This is a genomic window from Neorhizobium sp. AL 9.2.2 (genome assembly GCF_013317225.1).
Taxonomy (GTDB): Bacteria; Pseudomonadota; Alphaproteobacteria; order Rhizobiales; family Rhizobiaceae; genus Neorhizobium; species Neorhizobium soli.
This window is the reverse complement of record NZ_JAALXU010000003.1, coordinates 355,555-377,142: the sequence shown is the minus strand read 5'-3', so window position 1 is coordinate 377,142 and position 21,588 is coordinate 355,555. Positions and strand designations below refer to the sequence as shown.

Below are 21,588 nucleotides of genomic sequence, written 5' to 3'. Positions count from 1 at the left end.
ACCTTGACGAACCGGCGACATAAGTTACGATTTAGCGAACAATTGCTCGATAAGCGAACAAACCATGTCGTTTCAGTTTTGGCAAGACCTCAAGACCACCGATTTCGCAGCGATCGACACAGGTCGCGCTGTCGCGGTCCTGCCCGTTGGCGCGACGGAACAACACGGCCCGCACCTGCCGCTTGCCACCGACAGCATCCTTGCCGAACGTATGGCGATCGAGGCGGCCCAGCGTGTCGAAGATGCCGACGTCTACATCCTCCCGACCATCGCTTACGCCAAATCCGACGAGCATCTGTCCTTTCCCGGAACGCTGACGCTCGATGCCGCAACGCTTCTGGCAACCCTCACCCAGATCGGCCACAGCGTTGCCCGCGCCGGCTTCCGCAAGCTGGTGTTTCTGAATGCCCATGGCGGCAACGTGCCAGTCCTGCAGATCGCCGCGCGTAGCCTGCGGCTGGAAACGGAGCTGTTCGTGGTGTCGGCAGGATGGATCTCGATGGGCTTTCCGCCGGGCCTCGTCTCGGCGCTCGAACAGCGCGACGGCATCCATGGCGGACTGGTCGAAACCGCGGCCATGCTGCATTTCCGGCCGGATCTGGTCGACATGAACGAAGCCCGCAATTTCGTGCCGGCCTCGGCAGCCGTCGCCGAGAACAACGACGTCCTTCGCCTGCTCGGCCCGATCAGCGTCGGCTGGGTCGCGGAGGATCTGCACCCGGCAGGAGTCGCCGGCGATGCCGCATCCGCAACGCCTGAGATCGGCGCCGCCATCGTTGCCCATGCGGCAGCCCGTTACGCTAAACTTCTGGACGAGGTCGCAGCGCATCCGGGCATGGCAGCCATCGGGACACAACCACTATGAGCGCCGTTATGCTGCCCTTCGGCGAAGCCCCACTTACCATCCGCAATCTTCGCGCACCCGCGCCGCTGGTCGATGGCCTTCCCCACCACGCAGCAGACAGCAGAAGCGGCCTCGTCACCTTCGACGTCACGATCCGCGACGGTCGTTTTCATGCGCCAAGCTCAAGCGAGCGCGAGTGGGATGCGCAGGGACGCCTCGCTTTGCCCGGCTTCATCGACATGCACGTCCATCTCGACAAGGCTTTCACTTCAGAGCGAACCGGGTTTTCCGACAACGGCCTTGCCGGAGCTGTCGAACTGGCGATGGCCGATGCGCCCAACCGGACCGTCGAGGATATCGTGCAGCGTATGGACCGCGCACTCACTAGGGCCGAACAGCATGGCACGGTCGCGCTGCGCACCCATCTCGATACGTTTGAGGAACCGGATGCCAGCCCCGCCTGGATCGCCTTTGGCAAAATCCAGTCCGCCTGGAAGCACCGTCTGACCCTGCAGGCGGTCGCCCTGATGGCATTGTTTCGGGTGGAGCAGGACGGTTTCGATCGACGCTGCGCGCAAATCGCGAAGCGCGACGGCGTGCTCGGCGCCTTTATCGGACCGGGCAGCGCCACGCCGGAGCGGATCGACAGGCTGTTTCTGGCAGCAGCAAGACACGGGCTCGACCTCGATCTTCACGTGGACGAAACGACGGACGCATCCGCTGACGGCCTTTCGCTCGTCGTCGAAACGGCCCTGCGGCACAAGTTTGCCGGGCGCATCGTCGCCGGACATTGTTGCGCGCTTGCCCAAAAGCACGAACCCGAAGCGCAGGCCCTGATCGCCGGCATTGCCGAAGCCGGCATCCATGTCGTCGCGCTGCCGCTCACCAACGGCTTCCTGCAGGACCGCAAACCCGGCCGCACGCCGCGTCTGCGCGGCCTTGCCCCGGTCACCGAACTGCGCGCCGCCGGCGTCAACGTCGCCTTCGCGTCGGACAATGTGCAGGACGCATTCTACCCCTACGGCGATTTCGACATGCTGGATGTGATGCGCCAGGCGCAGTTCCTCGGCCAGCTCGAAGGCGATCCCGCCGGCTGGGCCACCGCCTGCCATTCTGGACCGGCGGCCGCCGTGGGTCTCGAGAACGCCGGCATGATCCGCGCCGGCGGACCGGCGGATGCCATCATTTTCGAAGCGACCGGCTGGACCGACCTCTTCTCCCGCACGAACACCGCCCGCACTGTTTTGCGCAACGGCAAACCCTTGGGCATCGAGACTGCCGAAGCGGCAGGTATCGAACGGAGGCGCGCGTGACTGCAGATCTGGAAGCCTGCCGGGCAGCTCTCGCCCGGTTCGACATCGACGACAATCCGCGCACGGTGCAGCAGAAAAGCCGGGATTTCTACTGGTACAGCCCGGTCCTGAAGGATCTTTTGCAAGACGTCTGCGGCGATCTGGTGGTTGCTCCCCGCAGCGAAGCCGAGGTGATCGAGATCCTTTCGATCTGCCACCGCTGCAACGTGCCGGTTACCGTGAGAGGCGCCGGCACCGGCAACTACGGCCAGTCCATGCCGCTACAGGGCGGCGTCGTCCTCCATATGAAACACATGAACGGGGTCGTTCGCATCGGCAACGATCATCTCGTTGCCCAAGCCGGCGCCGTCATGGCTGATCTTGAACAGGCGGCGCGTGAAAAGGGCCTGGAAATCCGCCTGTTTCCGTCCACCACGGCAACTGCGACGCTCGGCGGTTTCATCGCCGGCGGATCGAGCGGTGTCGGCTCCATCCGCTGGGGCGGCCTGCGCAATCCCGCCAATATCCGCCGCCTGCGTCTCGTGACGATGGAGGCAGAGCCCCGCGTCATCGACCTTGTCGGCGACGACATTGCCAAGGCGGCACACGCCTACGGCGTCAACGGCGTCATCACCGAGATCGAGATCCCGGTCGACCCGGCCGGAGACTGGGTCGACGTGCTGATCGGCGCACCCGATTTTGCCTCCGCGAACCGTCTTGCCTTTCGTCTCGGTGAGGATGACGCGATCAGCCTGCGTATGCTCTCTACCTTCGAAAGCGCCATTCCCGATCGGTATTTCACCCGGCACGCGCCTTTTTTGCAATCCGGCGAGGCCCTGATTGCGGTCATGGTTGCAAGGCAGGATCTCGATACGCTAGTGACCGCAGTCGACGATACCGCCGGCGCCGTCATCCGCTTCCGCGCCGACCGGGATGGTGCCGGCATGCGCCTGCCGCCAGCCTATGAGCTCGCCTGGAACCACACGACGCTTCGGGCGATCAAGATCGATCCGTCGATCACCTACCTGCAGATGATGCTGCCGCAGGACGATCTCTATGGCGCGATCGACCGCATCGCCGAGACATTCGGCGACGAGCTGATCCTGCATTTCGAATTCACCCGGTTTTCCGGCAAGGTCGCCGCCGTCGCCATGCCGCTGCTGCGATACGAGAGCGCCGAGCGGCTCGAAGAGGTGGTCGAGATCCTGGAAACACGGCTGGGCGTCACGGTGTTCAACCCGCACCGGGTAACGCTCGAAGAAGGCGGCATGAAACGCACAGATCCGGCCCAGCTCGAATTCAAGCGCCAGACGGATCCCAAGGGCCTGCTCAACCCCGGCAAGATGATCGCCTGGACGCATCCTGACTGGGTCCCCGCTCCAGGCCGCATCTTCCTTTTCAACCGATAACGAGAATTATGGACCGATGAAGGTACATGTCATTTACGCCCACCCGCTGAAGGAAAGCCTCGCCTCGCGTCTGCACGATACGGTCGTGGCAAGCCTGCTCGAGGCCGGGCATACGGTGGATGATCTGGATCTTTACGCCGAAGGGTTCGATCCGGTTCTGTCGGCCGAGGATCGGCGCGACTATCACGACCTTTCCATCAACCGCAGCCGCGTCGCGCCCTATGTCGACCGGCTGATGTCCTGCGATGCGCTGGTTCTTTGCCATCCGGTCTGGAATTTCGGCTGGCCGGCGATCCTCAAGGGCTATTTCGACCGGGTCTTCCTGCCCGACGTGTCGTTCAAGCTGCAGGACGGGCAGCTTTCGCCGGGCCTCACCAATATCCGCAAGCTCGCAACCGTCACCACCTACGGCTCGAAACGCTGGCGTGCGATGGTTCTCGGCGATCCGCCACGCCGCAACGCCACCCGCTTCCTGCGCGTCGTCTGCAATCCGCGGGTCAAGGTGAAATATCACGCGCTCTACGATATCAACAACGTCACCAATGAGCGCACGGAGGCCTTCATCGAGCAGGTCCGCACGTCCATGCTGCGGTTTTGAGATGAGAAAAGGGGATTTGTCATGACGGGATCGCCGACAGTCACCGCGACCTCCGAAGGAGCACTATCCCACCCGCCCCTGCCCGGCGGCAATGCCGTGGTGTTCGAAAAGGTCTCGATGACCTTCCCGGATGGAACGGAAGCGCTCTCCGATGTCGACCTTGCTATCGGCCATGGGGAGTTCGTGTCGATCGTCGGCCCGTCCGGCTGCGGAAAATCGACGCTGCTGCGGATCGCGAGCGGCCTGTCGAGCCACAGTTCCGGCGATGTCTGGGTCGATCGCCAACAGCTCGGCTACACGTTCCAGGATGCGACCCTGCTGCCCTGGCGCCGTGTGCAGGGGAATGTCGAACTGCTGATGGAGCTGCGCGGTTACCCGGCCGCGAAGCGCCGCGAAATCGCGAAGGAAAAGATCGAGCTTGTCGGCCTTTCCGGTTTCGAGGCCCATTATCCGCGCAGGCTTTCCGGCGGCATGCGGATGCGCGCCTCGCTGGCACGGTCGCTCGCGCTCAATCCCAACGTCTTCATGTTCGACGAACCGTTCGGCGCGCTCGACGAGATCACCCGCGAACGCCTGAACGACGAGGTAATCGACCTCCACTGCCGCGAAGGTTTCACCGGCATCTTCGTCACCCACTCCATTCCCGAGGCCGTCTACATGTCGAGCAAGGTCGTGGTGATGTCGCGCCGGCCCGGCCGCATCATCGATACGTTCGACATCGGCTTTCCCTTCCCGCGCCAGCCGGACCTGCGTTACGAGCCGGAATTCTCGAAACTGTGCGGAGCGGTATCGCGTGCCCTTCGCCATGCCATAGAGGCCTGAGCGCCATGTCGGATCCTATTGTCGCCGCTTACAAATCGACGCCGCTGAAGGCGCAGGTCGAGCGCTACAGCCCCGTCCCGCTTGCACCGGCACCAAGCGTCGGCCGCCGCCTCGTCTTAAGCTTCGCACCGCCTCTCATCCTCGGCATCCTGATCGTCGCAGCCTACGCCCTGATCCGGGCCGACCTTCCAGCGCATCGCCAGTTCCTGATGCCGAGTGCGGAGGGCCTGTGGAGCCAGGCATTCGGCATTGCAGCCTTCCGCTCTGAGCTGCTGATGCGGGCGCTGACCACGATCTCCATCGCCATCACGGGACTTGCCGTCTCGATTCCCGTCGGCATCATGCTCGGCATCGTCATGTTCCGCGTCTATGCGCTGGAAAAAGCCGTCTTCCCCTATCTCGTGGCGCTGCAGTCGATCCCGATCATGGCGATCATTCCGCTGATCCAGAGCGCCCTCGGCTTCGGCTTTCTGCCCAAGGTGCTAATCGTCGCGCTCTTCACCTTCTTCGCCATTCCAACGACGCTGCTGCTCGGCCTCAAAAGCGTCGACCGCAACATTCTCGAACTTTTCAAGCTGCAGAATGCCTCCTGGTGGGTGATGCTGCGCAAGGCGGCGCTGCCATCTGCCGCGCCGACCCTGTTTGCGGGCCTGCGGATTTCCGGAAGTCTCGCCGTCATCGCCGCGATCGTCTCGGAACTGTTCTTCCTGTCCGGCAAGGGAGGTCTCGGTCAGCTGCTGATGAACGCCAAGATCGATTTCAAATACGAGCAGATGTATGCCGCACTGATCGTCGCCTCCGCCCTGTCGATCACCGTCTACCTGACCTTCAACTGGCTCGGGAACCGGCTGTTTGCGCATTGGCACGAATCGAGCGACAGGCAACGCTGACACCGCCGCTGAAATGACCTAGAAAAAAAGCAATCAGGGGAACGAAAATGACAAAAAAGCTGACTGCCAGACTGACCACCGCCGTGGCGATCGCCACGTTCGCAACGGCTCTGTCTACAGCAAACAGTGCGACTGCCGGCGAGTTCGCCAAGACCCGCTACACGACGCCGCTCGCCGATGTCTGCCCCAGCCCGTTCATCATCCAGAAGGACTGGCTGGCCCAGGCCGAGCAAGGTCCCCTCTATCAGCTGATCGGCTCGGGCGGAGAGATGACGTCGGGACAATATACCGGCCCGCTCGGCTCGACCGGCATCGAGCTCACCATCCTCGAAGGTGGCGGCGGGCTTGGCATGGGCGATGGCGAGACCGCCTATTCGGCGCTCTACATGGGCAATTCCAAGGCCGGCGTCACACCGCATCTCGGCTATCAGGAACTGGACAACGCCTTCATCTTCTCTAAGCGCTTCCCCGTGGTCGGCGTCATGGCGCCGCTCGATATCGCGCCGACGGTTCTCCTGTGGGACAAGGCTACCTATCCTGACGGTTTCAAGTCGATCGTCGATCTCAAGACCTTCGCGGAGAGCGGCAAGGGCAAGATCTACGTCTCGACGATCAAGCGCACCTTCGGTCTCTACCTCGTCGAGCAGGGTATTCCCTCAGATGTGTTCGTCGAGGGATATCGCGGCGACGGCGAGAATTTCGTCACCAACAACGGCACATGGCTGAACCAGGGTTTTGTCACCAGCGAAGTCTACAAGTTCGAGCACGGCAACAACTGGGGCAAGCCGATCGGCTACCTCAACATGAACGACCTCGGCTATCGCAACTACACCGGCATGCTGTCCGTCGCGACAGCGAGGATGGAGGAGCTGGCGCCGTGCCTGGCAAAGCTCGTGCCGCTTCTGCAGCAGGCGACCGCCGACTACGCCAAGGATCCGGCCGAGGCAAACAAGGTGATCGTCGACTTCAACACTGCCGGTCATGCCGCCAGCTGGTGGAAGACGGCGCCCGAACTGATGGCCTATGCCGCAAAGACGATGGTCGACACCGGCATTATCGGCAACGGCCCCAACGCGACGATCGGCGATTTCGACATGGACCGCGTCGCCGAGATGCTCAAACTGGTCAAGCCGCGTTTCGACGAGCGCGCCGACCCGGATGTGAAGCCGGATCAGGTCGTCACCAACCGCTTCATCGATCCCTCGATCGGGCTGAAATGAGCGTGACCACGCCAAGAACGCCCGCAACACTGCTGGACGGCGAAGCCCTCGCCGCCCGGCTGAGGCGCGAGATGGCAGCAGAGGTTGCCGGTCTTCGCGCGCGCGGCATTGCGCCGAAGATGGTGACGGTGCTGGTGGGAGACGATCCGGCCAGCGCCACCTATATCGGCCGCAAGCATGCCGACTGCGTCGAGGTGGGCATCGAGGCGATCGACCTGCGCCTGCCCTCCGACACGACCACCGAAGCCCTGCTCGAGCAGATTGCCGCCGTCAATGCCGACCCCGCCATCCACGGCCAGATGGTGCAACTGCCGCTGCCGGCTGACATCGACGAGACGAAGGTGATGACCGCCGTGTCGCCGGCCAAGGATATCGATGGCCTGCATCCGCAAAATCTCGGGTTGCTCCTGGCGGGAAAGCCGGGCCTCCTGCCCTGCACCCCGGCCGCGATCCTTGCGCTTTTGCAGGACAATGCCGTTCCGCTCGCCGGCCGGGGGGTCGCCATCATCGGCCGCGGCCAGCTCGTCGGGCGACCGCTTACCGTGCTTTTGTCGGCCAAGGGAATCGATGCGACGGTGACGCTTCTACATAGCGGCTCTCGGGATATCGCCGAGGACATCAGGCGCGCCGACATCGTCATCGCCGCCCTCGGCCAGCCCGGTTTCGTCACTGCAGACATGGTCAAGCCCGGTGCCGCCGTCGTCGGCGTCGGCATCAGCTACGGCGCAGAAGGTTCGATGGTCTCGGACGTGGCCGCCGATGTCGCTGAGGTCGCAGGTTGGGTAACGCCGCCGCAGGGTTCGGTCGGCGCGCTCACCCGTGCGATGCTCTTGCGCAACCTGCTGCAGATCGCCGCCGCCTAGACTGGCTCACATCAGGAACTGGATATGCAGCCGCCCGTGATGCGGCGATGTCGAGATATGGGCTTCAACGCCGAACACGTCGGCGATCATCTGCTCGGTCAGAATGTCGGTAGGCGAACCGCAGGCGACCAGCCGTCCCTCCGAAAGCACTGCGATCACATCGCAGAACCGGGCGGCGAGGTTGAGATCGTGGATCGCGACGACTGTCGTTAGCGGCAGCTCGGAGACCAGCCGCAGGATGTCGATCTGGTGCTGAATGTCGAGATGGTTGGTCGGTTCGTCGAGGATCAGCACCGACGGCGACTGTGCCAGCGCCCGGGCCAGCTGCACGCGCTGACGCTCTCCCCCCGACAGCGTATGCCAGAACTGCTCGCGCCGATCATCCAGCCCGACCCGCACCAGAGCCTCGGTCACGATCCGGTCGTCCTCCTGCGTCCACGGCGACAGAGCCGACCGGTATGGCGTGCGTCCAAGCCGGACGACATCGATGACCGTGACATTCGCCTCGGTTGCCGAATGCTGTTCGACCACCGAAACCCGGCGCGCAAGCTCGCGCCGTGCGAAACCGCTCATCGGCTTTCCATCCAGCGTGACATTGCCGGCGGCGGGTGGCCTGAGACCCGCAAGCAGCCGGATCAGCGACGACTTGCCGGAACCGTTGGGTCCGATCAGCCCGAGCGTCCGGCCTTGGTCAACCGAAACCGTGACGCCATCGACGATCACCTTGCGCCCGGCAAGCCAGCGGACCGCACTGGCGGCCAAGACCGGGGCGGAGACGGGGTCGGATGTCATGCGACCCTCCTTGCCCGGTAGAGAATGAGGCAGAAAAAGGGAACGCCGACCAGCGCCGTCACCACCCCGATCGGCAGGATCTGCGGTGCGATGACGATGCGCGAGACGATATCGGCGAGCACCATGAACAACGCACCGATCAGCGCACAGGCAGGCAGAAGCCGGATATGGCCGGGACCGACGATAAACCGGGCCGCATGCGGAATGACCAGCCCGACAAAGCCGATCGCCCCCACCATGCTGACGATCGTCGCTGTCATCAGCGCCGTGACGAGCAGCAGCACCACGCGGACCCGTCGGACCGCGATGCCGAGCGACCGCGCCGCATCCTCGCCGAAGGTAAACGCGTCGAGCGCCCGCGCATGCCAGATGCAGACGATGAGCCCGACGGTCACCACCGATGCGGCGAGCGTCACCTCCGGCCAGCGGACGCCGGCAAGGCTGCCGAGCAGCCAGAACATCACGCTGCGCGCCTGTTCGGCATTGGCAGACGTCGAGACGATGTAGGAGGTCAGCGCATTGAACAATTGCGAGGCGGCAACGCCGGCCAGAATGGTCCGGTCCGCCGTCTGGCGTCCGCTCGACAGCATCACCACGAAGACAAAGGCGATCAGCGCGCCGACAAAGGCTCCGGCGGAAAGCGAGATCGCGCCCGCGCCAAACCCGAGCAGCATGACGCTGACCGCACCGGTCGATGCTCCAGCCGAAATGCCGAGAACATAGGGTTCGGCCAGCGAGTTCCGCAGCAGCGACTGCAGGATCGCCCCCGACAGCGCCAGCCCGGCGCCGCAAAATGCCGCGACAAGTGAGCGCGACAGGCGATAATCCCAGATCACCGCTTCCTGAATGCGCGGCAAGGCCACGGCCGTAAAGCCGAGCCGGTTCGTCACCGCCGCAATCGTCGTCTCCATGGGAATGGTCATCTCACCGATCGCCACCCCGGCAACGATGGCGACGAGAAGCGCTGAGAGCACCAGGAACACGCCTGCGGCACCCAGCGCCCAGCGTCCGATACGGGATCGCGTCACTTGGGGCGCCTGGGCAGGTCGGGCAAATTCGGCTCATCGACGATGGCGGAAACAGGGAAAGATATCATCTCCCGCCGCACCCTAATTCGCAAGGCCGAAGGACTGGATGCCCCGGGCGAGCGTCTCGATGCCCTCGATCGTGCGGATCGTCGGGTTCATCGACTGGGCGTCCATCATCACGAAACGCTTCTTTCTCACCGCATCCAGCTGGCGGACGACGGGATCAGTCTCGAGAAACTTGATCTTCACGGCAGGATCATCCGCGGCATAGCGGCGACGGTCCATGGTGGCGACGACGATGACGGAGGGGTTGGCCTCAGCAATCGTTTCCCAGCCGACCAGCGGCCATTCTTCTTCCGTCGTCACCACATTGCGGGCGCCGATCGTCTCAAGGATATAAGCCGGTGCGCTGTTCTTGCCGGCTATAAAGGCATCGCCCTTGGTTTCCTTGCTGGAATACCAGAAGACGATCGGCAGGTTCTTTAGCTCAACGCCCTTGATCGATGCGACGGCTGCGGCTTCGCGCTGTTTCAGGTCTGCGATGAGGGCGGCACCCTTGTCCTCGACATCGAAGATCTTCGAAAGCTCGGTAATCTCGCGGTAGATCAGGTCCATCTTGAACAGTTCGTTGCGAACGCCGTCCCCGCCATCGACATTGGTCTTGGCGACGCAATCGGCGGGCGAGACGTAGGTGTTGATGCCGAGATCGGAAAACTGCTCACGCTTGCCGACGGATCCCATCGGCCCGACATGCCACTCGAACTCGGCAGCGACCAGATCCGGTTCGAGACTAACGACCGATTCAAAGCTTGGGTCGTTGTCGGCAAGCCGTTTGATCTTCGCATCCACCCCGGCATAGGGCGAAAGCACCGGCCCGACCCAGACCGCGGTGCCCGCCACCTTGTCGGCCAACCCGAGCGAATAAAGCACTTCGGTCATGCCCTGACCGATCGAAACGATCTTCTGGGGCGCGTTCTCGAACGTGACGGAGCGACCGCAATTCTCGATCGTCAGCGGGTAGCTGGTCGGTGCGGCAAAGGCGAATGTGGGAAGTGCCGCAACTAAGGCGGCGATAAGCCCTGATTTCATGTCCTGTCCTTTAATGATCGGAAAAAAGGGCAGGACGACCTGAAGCCGCATCGCGGCTCGACGTCAAAATGGCGCACGAGCGCATTGCTTGCGTCATAATCATCTCCCTGCCGGAACCCCTCGTCCGGTGTTGGTTGTCCATGCCACGGCAGGTCTCCTGACTTGCGGCTCGAACGCCTTCCATCGCCTTCCCGATCGGATGATCAGTGGTATCGATGGCTGGCTCGCCGCTTACAGTTGCGAGGGCAGTCGCGGACTTGGCCCGAAAGCCTCACCGCATTCCCTTTTCATCTGCGATTGCAGAACCGTAGCGCCCCAACTGATAGGGAACACGCCGGTGCTTGTCCAGAGCGATCCCCGCGCGATCTCTGCCGTTGCCGAGTGTAATAGTATAACATACCAATTTACGCAACGGTCTATTTTGGATTGGTCACGACCTTCGTGAGGCGCTCAATTCAGGGATGCTGTACATTAAATTGCGATGACATCGCCCTCACCCTACTCCTGCCTCTTTGGCCTGACAGCGCTCTGGTCTATGACCTTGCGGACAGATAGCCTGCGGGGCGATTCGCCGTCCTTCTGGTATGGGACGACCGGAAGGAGCTGAAGGAGACGAAGATGACGGATATTAAGAGCGGCTTGACCGAATTGAAACCGCAGATAACCGTGATCGGTGTCGGAGGCGGTGGCGGTAACGCGATCAACAACATGATCACGGAAAATCTCCACGGCGTGGAATTCATCGCCGCCAATACGGATGCCCAGGTTCTGGCGACATCCAAGGCGTCGCGCCGCATCCAGCTGGGTGCTCAGGTGACCGAAGGTCTCGGTGCTGGCTCGCTGCCGGATATCGGCCGCGCGGCCGCCGAAGAATCGATCGACGAAATCATGGATCATCTCGCCGGATCGCATATGTGCTTCGTCACGGCCGGCATGGGCGGCGGAACCGGAACCGGCGCTGCGCCAGCGATTGCACGCGCGGCACGCTCTGCCGGCATCCTGACGGTCGCGGTTGTCACAAAACCCTTCTCGTTCGAAGGACACCGCCGCATGAAGACGGCCAACGAGGGTATCGAAGCCCTGCGTGAAGCCGCCGATACGGTCATCGTCATTCCGAACCAGAACCTGTTTCGCATTGCCGACGCCAAGACCAGCTTTGCCGACGCGTTCATGATCGCGGACCGCGTGCTGTTTTCGGGCGTCAGCTGCATCACCGACCTGATTGTCAAGGAAGGCCTGATCAACCTCGACTTCGCCGACGTGAAATCGGTGATGAAGGGCATGGGTCGTGCGATGATGGGAACCGGCGAAGCATCCGGCGATGGCCGCGCGCTGATCGCCGCCGAAGCTGCAATCGCCAATCCGCTGCTCGACGACATCTCGATGAAGGGCGCCAAGGGCGTGCTCATCTCGATCTCAGGCGGTACCGACATGACACTGTTCGAAGTCGATGAAGCTGCGAGCCGCATCCGTGACGAAGTCGAAGCCGAGGCCGACATCGTCGTCGGCGCGATCTTCGACAAGAACCTCGACGGCAAGTTCCGCGTGTCGGTCGTCGCAACTGGCCTCAACGGCAACCAGCAGGGGTCTTCATCCCCGACTGCGCAGTACTAAGACCAGTCTCAGCCAATAAAAAAACGCTCCGTGGACATCCGCGGAGCGTTTTTTGTTTGTCGGATCCGAAGAAATCAGCTTCTCGGCTTGAGGTTCTCAGGATCGTAGAGCGGCTTGTAACCAACCGCTGCGACTTCCACCGGGAACGCCTCGTTGAAATAATCCACCGTCAGTTTCCGGCCGACCTGGCAATGCGACCAAGGCAGATAGGCGAGCGCGATATTCTTGCCGATGGTCGGGCCGTAGGCGATCGAGGTCGTATAGGAACGCCGTCCAAGGTCGTCGATTAGAACCTCGCCCGTGTCAGGATCCATCACCGGCAGCGAGCCGACCGGATAGCGGGCGACACCGGACGCATCGACATTGTCGGTCATCAAGAGCGTGCAGAGCATCGCCGGCTGATGGTCGCGGGCCTTGTATTCGAGATGCTTCGCCTTGCCGCAAAAATGGGCTTCCTTGACCTTTGGACGGGCAAGATCCGCTTCGATCAGGTTGTACTGGGTCAGGAGATCGCCGTTCTGCAGGCGCAGGCTCTTTTCCATGCGGCGTGAGTTGGCATAGGTCTCGACGCCGAAGGCCATCACGCCGGTGGCGCGCAGCGCGTCCCAGACGGCAACGCCGTCTTCGTATTTCATATGCAGTTCCCAGCCCTGCTCGCCCACATAGGAGATGCGGAATGCCGTGACATGCTTGCCGGCGATCTCGATAGGCTTGATCGCGGCGAAGGCGAAGTTCTCGACATTAAGACCATCGGGGTCGGCCACGACCTTCTTCAGCGTCTCGCGCGCGTTCGGGCCCCAGATGCCGATGGTGATGAACTGTTCCGAGACATCGGTGATGGTGACGTCGAGGCCACGATCCTGCGCGACACGCTTCATGTAGAGCAGGTCCCGCGGGCCGGCATCGGCGCCGTTGACGAGACGGCCGCGGTCAGCCAGACGGAAGACGGTGAAATCTGCCCGCACCATGCCCTCGTCGTCGAGGAAGTGGGTGTAGATACCCTTGCCGATATTGCCGTCGCCACCGATCTTGGCCGCACACAGCCATTCGAGCAGCTCGACATGGTCGGGCCCCTCGATATCGACCATGTGGAAATGCGAGAGGTTGACGATGCCGCAATCCTCGCTCATCGCCAGATGCTCGGCATTCGACACGCGCCAGAAGTGGCGGCTGTCCCACTCGTTTTCGCGCGTCGGAACCCGGTCGCCGTATTTCTCCAGCAGATGCTCGTTGGCGGCGTAACCGTGGGCACGCTCCCAGCCGCCGAGTTCCATGAAGTAACCGCCGAGTTCCTGTTCGCGGTCGTGGAACGGCGAACGCTTGGCGCCGCGGCCCGTCGCATAGGGTTCGCGCGGATGAACGGCCGGGAAATAGATCTTCTGGGCCGCCTCAAAGGTGCGCCCCTCGATGAACTCTTCCGTCAGCTGATGCGGATAGAAGCGCGCGTAATCAATGGAGTTGTGGTCGATCTCGGTGCGGCCGTCGGTCATCCAGTCGGCGATCAGCTTGCCATAGGCCGGGCCGTCCTTGACCCAGATGGCAACGCAGTACCAGAGCCCGCGCACCTTCTGGCTTTCGCCGCAGGAGGCACCGCCGCCGGCCGACACCTGCAAGAGGCCGTTGAACGAATGCCCTTCGTTATAGCCGAGTTCGCCGAGGATCGGCGTCAGCTCGATCGCCTTTTCCAGCGGCTCGATGATCTGTTCCATGTCGAGATCGCGCTGCGACGGCGACAGCCGCGCTTCGTGCTTTTCAAGAATGTCGCGGGGATGACAGAGGCGCGGATGGGTGGTCTCGTAGTAACCCCACTCGATCTGACCACCCTCGGTCGTCTTCGGATCGCCGGTGTCGCGCATATAGGCCGAATTGCCCTGGTCGCGCAAAAGCGGATAGCCGATTTCCTTGCCGGTGCCTTCGAACTCGTTATAGGGCCCGAAAAAGGTCAGCGGATGATCGACCGGCATGACCGGCAGATCCTCGCCCGCCATTTCGGCAATCAGCCGGCCCCAGATGCCGGCGCAGACGACGACATGGTCGGCCATGATCGTGCCGCGGTGGGTGACGACGCCCTTGATGCGGCCGCCCTCGATAATCAGAGACTGCGCCGCCGTATTGCCGAATACCTTGAGCTTTCCGGCTTTTTCGGCGGCGTCCACCAGCTTGCCGGCGACTGTCTGCGAGCGCGGAATGACGAGACCGGCATCTGGATCAAACAGACCGCCCTGCACCTGATCTTCCTCGATCAGCGGGAACATCGCCTTGATCTCGGACGGCGAGACGTAATGCGCCCGGGTGCCGAAGGCCTTGGCAGAGGTCAGCTTGCGCTTGATCTCTTCCATCCAGGCATCGTCGCCGGTGCGCGCGACTTCGAGACCGCCGATGCGGGCGTAGTGCCCCATCTTCTCGTAGAAATCCACCGAATACTGGGTGGTCCAGACCGACAGGTAGTCATGGCTGGTCGTGTAGCAGAAGTCCGAGGCATGCGCGGTCGACCCGATATCGGTCGGGACCCCAGACTTGTCGATGCCGACGATATCGTCCCAGCCGCGCTCGACAAGGTGATGCGCGATCGACGCACCGACGATGCCACCGAGCCCGATGATGACGACCTTAGCCTTTTGCGGAAATTCTGCCATTGCATGCCCCAACCGAGTGAAGCCGCGATACTAGAGGGACAGACGCGACAGGTCACCTCAGATTACGACATCAAAAACTGTTGCAGCGCCACGCACGCCCGAAGAGGTATATGAGGAACTTCTTGGCCCCTTCTCCTGTTTAGCACTCGATAAAATGGTAACAGGGGCAATCACATGAAATTCAGAGCATTGAAGGCGGTGACCGCTGTCGGTCTTGCCTGCCTGATGCTGGCGGGCTGCGTCAGCGAAGGCGGCACCTACACCGAGTACCGTTCGTCCGATCGCTACGACCGGTTCAACCGTTACGACGGTCCGAACTACCGTTACCGTCATCACCGCGACCGCGATCGCCACCACGGCCGTCACGACGGCCGCCGGCCCGACCGTGACAACGATCGCCCGCATCGGGACTGGAACCGTGGCGACCGCCCGGAGCGCCCCGGCTACATCCGCAACGACCGCGACGGCCGCAATGATCGGGGTGGTCGCGATGGCCGTGACCGTTCCAGCGGTCGTGGCGGACCGGACCGTTCAGACCGCGGCTCACGCGGCGATCGCGTCGTCGTCCCGCAGAACTAAAGTGATCCGTCATCGACGTGATCTCGTACCATGTATGGCATAAACCAACGGAGGAACTATCCATGAGCATATTCAGCAAGATCAAGGACGCCATCTTCGGCCATCCTGCAGCAGCAGCACCGGCTTCGCCAACAGGCGCCGAGCCGACACCGACGTCCATGGCAACGCCAGAACCTGCTGCGACGACGGCCCCGCCGGTCGGCGGAACAGCCCAGGCTGCTCCGAAGACTGCAGGCGCACCGCCAGTCGCAACTCCAGGCTCGACCTCTGCCACGATGCAGACCGTCGATATCGCACCGGTCCTCGACGCAGCCGTCAAGAAGAGCGGCCAGAAGCTCGACTGGAAGCATTCGATCGTCGACCTGATGAAGGCCCTCGGCATGGACGCAAGCCTTTCGGAGCGCAAGGAACTGGCCGACGAACTCGGCTACACCGGCGACCAGAGCGATTCCGCCACGATGAACATGTGGCTGCACAAGGCGCTGCTGAAGAAGCTGTCCGAAAACGGCGGCAAGGTGCCTGCCGAACTTCTCGACTAATGGTTTCGGGCGCTCCACTGCGGGCGCCCGAACTTCTATCTCATGAAAACTGCTTGCGATTCCCGTCATCCGGACGGTTGAGACATGACGAAGGCCCGGCTGAGACCGGCTTCCGCGTCATGTCTCAGTAGGCGAGAGACGTACTCCAGAGAAAAATGTCCTGCTGGTCGGTATTCGTCAGTCGATCGGCATCAGTCTCCTCGACCTTCTGCGTCTCGAGCCGTGGCAATGCCTCAGCTTCTTCTTTTCGGTCACCGGCCAACTGCCTTGTCGATCCGAACAGATCGATCCCAAATATCGAAAAGCCGCCACCAATCATCACGCTCTCCATTCCTTCCCGATCTTTGATGTGTAATGTCGCGTCAGAGGGAGTCGTGAACAATATTGCCTGCGAGAACCCCGGACTAAATTTTGCCGCGCGAAGGGATAAACGTGCTCCGTTTCCGATGCCTAGGAAAAAGCCCGTTTTTGCAAGCGCAGCGCCTATCGATTTTTGATTCAACGACGTGCCGTGCGAGTTTAAGAGAGCGGCCGCGTCTAACCGAAGTGACTGACAGTGACAGCATCGAAGACGTCTGAACGGCCTGAACCAACACGATCTTCAATCGCCATTATCGGCGGCGGCGTGACCGGGGCAGCGGTCGCTTTCCATCTCGCGACGGGCCACAAGGCGGACGCCGTCGACATCACCATTTTCGAGCCGCGTGCCGAAATCGGCAGGGGCCTCGCGTACGATACGCGGGACCCGGTGCACCGGATCAACGTCCCGGCAACGCGAATGAGCATACTTCCTGGCGATCCCGAGCATTTTTCGAGATGGATGGAAACGACCGGCTCCGTTGCGGACGATGAGGCGGCATTTCGCGCCGATGGCAACGTGTTTCCGCGCCGGGGCATCTTCGGAAACTATGTCCTGTCCAACCTTCAACCTCTTTTGGCATCAGGAGCCGTCCGCCATATCTGCGCCGCGGTGACCGGCGTCGAAAAGCGGCACGACCAATGGCATGTCACCGATACCGCCGGGCAGACGCTGGTTGCGGATATCCTGGTGATCGCTGCCACCCACCCTGCTCCGGTTGCCCCACGCTCCTTGCGACGACTGGCCGAGCATCCGCGCTATGTCGCGGACCCGACAGCGCCGAACGCATTGACGCCGATCCGGGCCGACGATCGGGTCCTCGTCGTCGGCAACGGGCTGACCTCCGCGGATGTCATCGCCTCGTTGAAGCGTTGCGGGCATAGCGGCAGCATTACCGCCCTTTCGCGCCGTGGCCTGCGCTCGCGCGGACACGCCACCGTCGCGCAGGAACCATTCGGCGACTTTCTCGACCATCCCGCCACAAGCGCATCCGAGATCCTGCACCGCGTGCGGGCCGCGATCAGGGAAGCGCAGGCAGAGGGTCAGACCTGGCATGCGGTTCTCGACCAGTTGCGCTCGCAAGGCGGCGGCATCTGGAAGCATCTGCCGCTCGAGGCACGCCGCCGGATCGTGCGACACCTGCGTCCCTATTGGGACGTCCACCGCTTCCGGATTGCGCCGCAGGTGGAAGACGTGCTCGACGCGGAGGCGGCAGCCGGCAGGCTCGACATCCTCGCCGCAGGCATCGTCGACGTCAGCACCGACGGAGACATCATCGATGTCACCATCAAGCGGCGCGGGCAGGATGGTGTCGAAGTCCACCAGTTCGATGCCGTCGCGGTCACGACCGGCCCCGCCCACGGCAACGTGCTGCAGAGCCAGCAATGGCTGCGGCAACTCGGCGATCAAGGCTTTCTGCACCTCGATCCGACGGGGCTTGGTCTTTCCTGCAACGAACAGTCCAACGCGATAGACGCGGATGGCAAGTCCGAACCGAAGCTTTTCATCGCCGGACCGCTGGCACGCGGACATTTTGGCGAGTTGATGGGCTTTCCGCAGGTTGCGGAACATGCGCTGCTCGTCGCCGATTCGATTGCAGCAAACCTCTGAGCTCACCGCCATATGGAGCCGGCTGAGAGCCGGCCCCTCGGTTCACTTAAGTCAGCGGCCGGTCACGCGTATCGCGCCTGCTTCGCCAAAACTCTTCTGCACCGCCGCCATCTTGCTCTCAGTGATATCGGCGGAAACCTCGATCTCGCCCTCCAGCGGGCCATCGGTGCGCTCTCCGCCATCATGCGACGCATCGCCACCCGACGGAGCGGATCCGACCGTGTTGTCGGCACCGACGGACTGGATGAAGATATCCGGACGCGAGATACCGTGCTGCTGCACCAGATGTTCGACCGCAAGGTCTGCGGCCGCACGGGTGTCGAAAGTCGCTCGAATGGTTGTCGTGCTGTCGTCAGCCATGAAACTGTCTCCTGTTGATGATCACCAGAAGCAAACGCCTTCAAAGCCCGCTTGTTTCCCTCATGCACAGGAAGCTGGGCAGAGAGCTTGGATATTTGTCGGAAGACTGCTATGTTCTCTTTTTGTTTCCATACGATCCAGCAAACCGCACGCCCGCATGAATGTCACGGCCTCCATATCCACCCGCAAGATCATCCATGTCGACATGGATGCGTTCTATGCCTCCGTCGAGCAGCGCGACAATCCTGACCTGCGCGGCAAGCCTTTGGCTGTCGGCGGATCCGCGGCGCGCGGCGTTGTGGCGGCCGCAAGCTACGAAGCACGCGCCTTCGGCGTTCACTCCGCCATGCCCTCCGTCACGGCCAAGCGCAAATGCCCGGATCTGATCTTCGTGCCGCCGCGCTTCGAGGTCTACAAGTCGGTGTCCCGGCAAATCCGCGAGATCTTTGCGGAATACACGCCGCTGATCGAACCCCTGTCGCTCGACGAAGCCTATCTCGACGTTACCGAGAACCTGAAGGGCATGGAGATCGCCACCGAGATCGCGCTGGAGATCCGTGCCAAGATCAAGCAGGTGACGGGCCTCAACGCATCGGCCGGCATCTCCTACAACAAGTTCCTCGCCAAGATGGCAAGCGACCTCAACAAGCCGAACGGCCAGGCCGTGATCACGCCAAAGAACGGCCCGGGCTTCGTGGAATCGCTTCCGGTCAAGAAATTCCACGGCGTCGGGCCGGCGACTGCCGAGCGGATGAAGAAATACGGCATCGAGACGGGTGCCGACCTGAAATCAAAGTCGCTGCAGTTTCTCGCCGAGAGCTTCGGCAAATCCGGACCCTATTTCTACGGCATCGCCCGCGGCATCGACGAGCGCCAGGTACGTCCCGACCGGATCCGTAAATCCGTCGGTGCCGAGGATACGTTCGTCGAGGATATCGACGCCCTCGACCTTGCGACCGCCGAACTGAGGCCACTTGCCGAAAAGGTCTGGCGCCACTGCGAAGCGCATCGCATTTCGGGCAAGACGGTCACCGTGAAGATCAAATATTCCGACTTCACCCAGGCGACACGCAGCCGCACGGCGTCCCTCCCCTATGCAAGCGTCGCGGAAGTGCTGGCGGCGGCATCCGGGCTCCTGGCTACCGTCTACCCTTTCCGGCGTTCGGTAAGGCTGCTGGGCGTATCCCTCTCTTCGCTGGTCGGCGCCGGGCCGGATGATGTGGAACAACCGCAGCTCGGTCTCGATTTATAATCGACAAGCACATCAAGAGCGCCGGGTAAGGACTTCGACATGAGCAATCCCACCATCCGCGTCATCGACCTCGAGACCGGCGGCAACGGACCGAACGACGTCTGCGAGATCGGCTGGCAGGATGTAACCCAAGGGGCAGACGGAAGATGGCAGGTCAACGAGGACCGCGGTGCGCTTCTGGTCAATCCCGGCCGTCCGATGTCGCCCGACACGATCGCGATCCATCACATCCTTGACAGCCATGTCGCCGACGCGCCATTCTGGAAAGATATCGCACCGACTGTCCTGCGTCCCCCGCACCGGATCGAAGCGCTTGCCGCCCATCGCGCCGCCTTCGAACAGCGATACTGTACACCGCGGCTGACGGGTGGCCTGCCCTGGATCTGCACCTGGAAATGCAGCCTGCGGGTCTGGCCCGAACTGCCGCGCTTCTCCAACCAGATGCTGCGCTACCTGCGCATGCCCGAAGGTCTGGTCCACGAGATCGGCCTGCCGGCGCATCGCGCCATGCCTGATGCCTATGTCACGGCGCACCACCTGCGCGACCTCCTCAACGAGGCATCACTCGGAGACCTCCTGGCCTGGAGCAGCGAGCCGGGTCTGCTGCCGCGCGTGCCATCAGGCGCGGATCGCGGCAAGCCCTGGGACCGGATCAGCGAAGATGCGCTTCGGGACCTCGCGGAAGACCGGGATATCGATATCCGCTTCACCGCCCGCACCGAATTGACGCGCCGCGGTGAACAACCACAGCCGCCCGTCGTTGACTCGCCGCAGGGAACGCTCCTGTAATCGGTATGGCGAAAACCGGGGTTGGACGATGAGCGAGACGTATCCTGACACACCCGACGGCAAATACTTCGTCGTCCGCGGCAGGCTCTGGCGTCGAAGCAACCCGGCACTGGACGCCGAGACGCGTCAGCGGCTGGTCTCGGACCTGATGTCTGCACGCCGGGCCGTCCGCGATGCCAAAGGCAAACCCGACGCGATGGCCGAAGCGCGCTGCCGCGTGGACGATGCGAAGGTTCAGCTTGGCGAACGCGGCCCCGTCTGGTGGGATGACGGCGAGCCCGACCTCAACCGGCATATGGCCAAGAACACGCCCTATGCGGATTGGTTCGCGCAACTGAAAGATTGATATCGCAAGCCCGCATCCCAGATCTCGGCTTTCAAAGACCCGTTCGAAACCTGACCCGGAAGGTTCAATCCCTGTGAAGACGCTTCAGCCGCTGATTCTGACAGCCCGTATCGAGGAAGGCGACAAGGCGCCGTTCGATCTCTTGCGGAAAACCCATTTCCCGCCGGACCGGAATTTTCTCGGTGCGCATCTGACGATGTTTCACCGGCTGCCGGGCGAATATACGGAGCGGATCGTCGAGCACCTCAAACGGGTCGCCGAGGCTGGGTCATCGATCAAAGCCGAGGTCAGCGGCGTCCGCCATCTCGGTGCGGGCGTCGCCTTCACGATCGGCAGTGCCGCGCTTCAGGATGTGCGAGCCCGGTTGAAGGAGGTCTTCCTACCATGGCTCGGTCCGCAGGATATGCAGAAATGGCAGCCGCATATCACGATCCAGAACAAGGTATCGAAGGACCGGGCCGACCGGCTGTATCAGGAGCTTCGTGCGGAGTTTCAGCCATACACAATCGAGATTACAGGTGTTGATCTGTGGAAATACCTCGATGGACCCTGGCAGCATGAAACCTCCGCGATATTTGCGGAAGATCGAGACGCCGTTGTTTCCGGTCGCGATCAAAGAGAGCGTGCCGGCGTCCAAAGCCATATCAAGGAATGAAA

22 protein-coding genes and 1 riboswitch are annotated in these 21,588 nt (G+C 62.4%); of the genes, 16 read left to right on the top strand and 6 right to left on the bottom strand.

From position 1 onward, the window contains the following. Positions 1–64: 64 nt before the first annotated feature. From G6K99_RS08530 to G6K99_RS08495, 8 genes are read left to right on the top strand one after another with little or no spacing between them, the layout of a single operon-like run. Entirely contained in the window at positions 65–865 is an 801-nt protein-coding gene (locus tag G6K99_RS08530; protein WP_174196294.1) for a creatininase family protein, read from the top strand. Next, on the top strand, positions 862–2,157 hold the full coding sequence (locus G6K99_RS08525; protein ID WP_174196293.1) for an amidohydrolase family protein: 1,296 nt from the start codon (positions 862–864) through the stop codon (positions 2,155–2,157). The genes G6K99_RS08530 and G6K99_RS08525 overlap by 4 nt, the downstream gene beginning before the upstream one ends. Next, the gene (locus tag G6K99_RS08520; RefSeq protein ID WP_371816146.1) at positions 2,154–3,545 is read left to right on the top strand and encodes an FAD-binding oxidoreductase; all 1,392 of its coding nucleotides are present in this window, start codon (positions 2,154–2,156) and stop codon (positions 3,543–3,545) included. Before G6K99_RS08525 ends, G6K99_RS08520 begins: the two co-directional genes overlap by 4 nt. 16 nt (positions 3,546–3,561) lie before the next feature. Then, positions 3,562–4,143, top strand: coding sequence for an NAD(P)H-dependent oxidoreductase (locus tag G6K99_RS08515; RefSeq protein WP_062582563.1), 582 nt, complete (start codon positions 3,562–3,564; stop codon positions 4,141–4,143). A gap of 21 nt (positions 4,144–4,164) precedes the next feature. Beyond that, complete coding sequence (locus tag G6K99_RS08510) at positions 4,165–4,965, top strand: ABC transporter ATP-binding protein (protein ID WP_174196292.1); 801 nt, start codon at positions 4,165–4,167, stop codon at positions 4,963–4,965. Between the two features lie 5 nt (positions 4,966–4,970). After that, positions 4,971–5,855, top strand: a complete 885-nt coding sequence (locus tag G6K99_RS08505; protein WP_062582561.1) for an ABC transporter permease — start codon at positions 4,971–4,973, stop codon at positions 5,853–5,855. Between the two features lie 47 nt (positions 5,856–5,902). Next, positions 5,903–7,075 (top strand): hypothetical protein, encoded by a 1,173-nt coding sequence (locus G6K99_RS08500; RefSeq protein WP_174196291.1) that lies wholly within the window; start codon positions 5,903–5,905, stop codon positions 7,073–7,075. 2 nt (positions 7,076–7,077) lie between these two features. After that, positions 7,078–7,938 carry a tetrahydrofolate dehydrogenase/cyclohydrolase catalytic domain-containing protein gene (locus G6K99_RS08495; protein WP_202048827.1) on the top strand — a complete coding sequence of 287 codons (861 nt, stop codon included), beginning with the start codon at positions 7,078–7,080 and terminating at the stop codon, positions 7,936–7,938. A 6-nt stretch (positions 7,939–7,944) separates the two neighbouring features. Here the strand turns inward: G6K99_RS08495 and G6K99_RS08490 are convergent, their stop codons facing one another. The 3 genes from G6K99_RS08490 to G6K99_RS08480 form a co-directional block, all read right to left on the bottom strand. Continuing rightward, positions 7,945–8,730: an ABC transporter ATP-binding protein gene (locus G6K99_RS08490; RefSeq protein ID WP_174196289.1), complete on the bottom strand. Its 786-nt coding sequence runs from the start codon at positions 8,728–8,730 to the stop codon at positions 7,945–7,947. Continuing rightward, positions 8,727–9,758 carry an iron chelate uptake ABC transporter family permease subunit gene (locus G6K99_RS08485; RefSeq protein ID WP_174196288.1) on the bottom strand — a complete coding sequence of 344 codons (1,032 nt, stop codon included), beginning with the start codon at positions 9,756–9,758 and terminating at the stop codon, positions 8,727–8,729. The genes G6K99_RS08490 and G6K99_RS08485 overlap by 4 nt, the downstream gene beginning before the upstream one ends. A gap of 81 nt (positions 9,759–9,839) precedes the next feature. Beyond that, entirely contained in the window at positions 9,840–10,847 is a 1,008-nt protein-coding gene (locus G6K99_RS08480) for an ABC transporter substrate-binding protein (RefSeq protein WP_174196287.1), read from the bottom strand. Between the two features lie 129 nt (positions 10,848–10,976). Next, a riboswitch (cobalamin riboswitch) is annotated at positions 10,977–11,172 on the bottom strand. A 293-nt stretch (positions 11,173–11,465) separates the two neighbouring features. Here G6K99_RS08480 and ftsZ point away from each other — a divergent pair. Then, positions 11,466–12,461 carry a cell division protein FtsZ gene (gene ftsZ / locus G6K99_RS08475; RefSeq protein ID WP_062455086.1) on the top strand — a complete coding sequence of 332 codons (996 nt, stop codon included), beginning with the start codon at positions 11,466–11,468 and terminating at the stop codon, positions 12,459–12,461. A gap of 74 nt (positions 12,462–12,535) precedes the next feature. Here the strand turns inward: ftsZ and G6K99_RS08470 are convergent, their stop codons facing one another. Next, complete coding sequence (locus G6K99_RS08470) at positions 12,536–15,097, bottom strand: FAD-dependent oxidoreductase (RefSeq protein ID WP_174196286.1); 2,562 nt, start codon at positions 15,095–15,097, stop codon at positions 12,536–12,538. A gap of 174 nt (positions 15,098–15,271) precedes the next feature. Between G6K99_RS08470 and G6K99_RS08465 the strand changes: the two genes are divergently transcribed. Then, complete coding sequence (locus G6K99_RS08465; RefSeq protein WP_174196285.1) at positions 15,272–15,676, top strand: hypothetical protein; 405 nt, start codon at positions 15,272–15,274, stop codon at positions 15,674–15,676. A gap of 62 nt (positions 15,677–15,738) precedes the next feature. Next, entirely contained in the window at positions 15,739–16,215 is a 477-nt protein-coding gene (locus tag G6K99_RS08460; protein ID WP_062455081.1) for a DUF3597 domain-containing protein, read from the top strand. A gap of 124 nt (positions 16,216–16,339) precedes the next feature. Here the strand turns inward: G6K99_RS08460 and G6K99_RS08455 are convergent, their stop codons facing one another. Beyond that, complete coding sequence (locus G6K99_RS08455; protein WP_174196284.1) at positions 16,340–16,717, bottom strand: hypothetical protein; 378 nt, start codon at positions 16,715–16,717, stop codon at positions 16,340–16,342. A gap of 54 nt (positions 16,718–16,771) precedes the next feature. Here G6K99_RS08455 and G6K99_RS08450 point away from each other — a divergent pair, with 54 nt between their 5' ends. Next, complete coding sequence (locus G6K99_RS08450) at positions 16,772–18,184, top strand: FAD/NAD(P)-binding protein (protein ID WP_174196283.1); 1,413 nt, start codon at positions 16,772–16,774, stop codon at positions 18,182–18,184. A 51-nt stretch (positions 18,185–18,235) separates the two neighbouring features. Here the strand turns inward: G6K99_RS08450 and G6K99_RS08445 are convergent, their stop codons facing one another. Then, a complete protein-coding gene (locus G6K99_RS08445; RefSeq protein ID WP_062455075.1) occupies positions 18,236–18,544 on the bottom strand; it encodes a hypothetical protein in 309 nt (102 codons plus the stop codon). Between the two features lie 157 nt (positions 18,545–18,701). Between G6K99_RS08445 and dinB the strand changes: the two genes are divergently transcribed. From dinB to G6K99_RS08425, 4 genes are all read left to right on the top strand, one after another. After that, complete coding sequence (gene dinB / locus G6K99_RS08440) at positions 18,702–19,796, top strand: DNA polymerase IV (RefSeq protein WP_174196282.1); 1,095 nt, start codon at positions 18,702–18,704, stop codon at positions 19,794–19,796. Between the two features lie 39 nt (positions 19,797–19,835). Further along, positions 19,836–20,585 carry a DNA polymerase III subunit epsilon gene (locus G6K99_RS08435; protein WP_174196281.1) on the top strand — a complete coding sequence of 250 codons (750 nt, stop codon included), beginning with the start codon at positions 19,836–19,838 and terminating at the stop codon, positions 20,583–20,585. Positions 20,586–20,613: 28 nt separating this feature from the next. Then, positions 20,614–20,931 carry a hypothetical protein gene (locus tag G6K99_RS08430; RefSeq protein ID WP_113165524.1) on the top strand — a complete coding sequence of 106 codons (318 nt, stop codon included), beginning with the start codon at positions 20,614–20,616 and terminating at the stop codon, positions 20,929–20,931. 73 nt (positions 20,932–21,004) lie between these two features. Further along, positions 21,005–21,586, top strand: coding sequence for a 2'-5' RNA ligase family protein (locus G6K99_RS08425; RefSeq protein ID WP_174196280.1), 582 nt, complete (start codon positions 21,005–21,007; stop codon positions 21,584–21,586). Positions 21,587–21,588 lie beyond the last annotated feature (2 nt).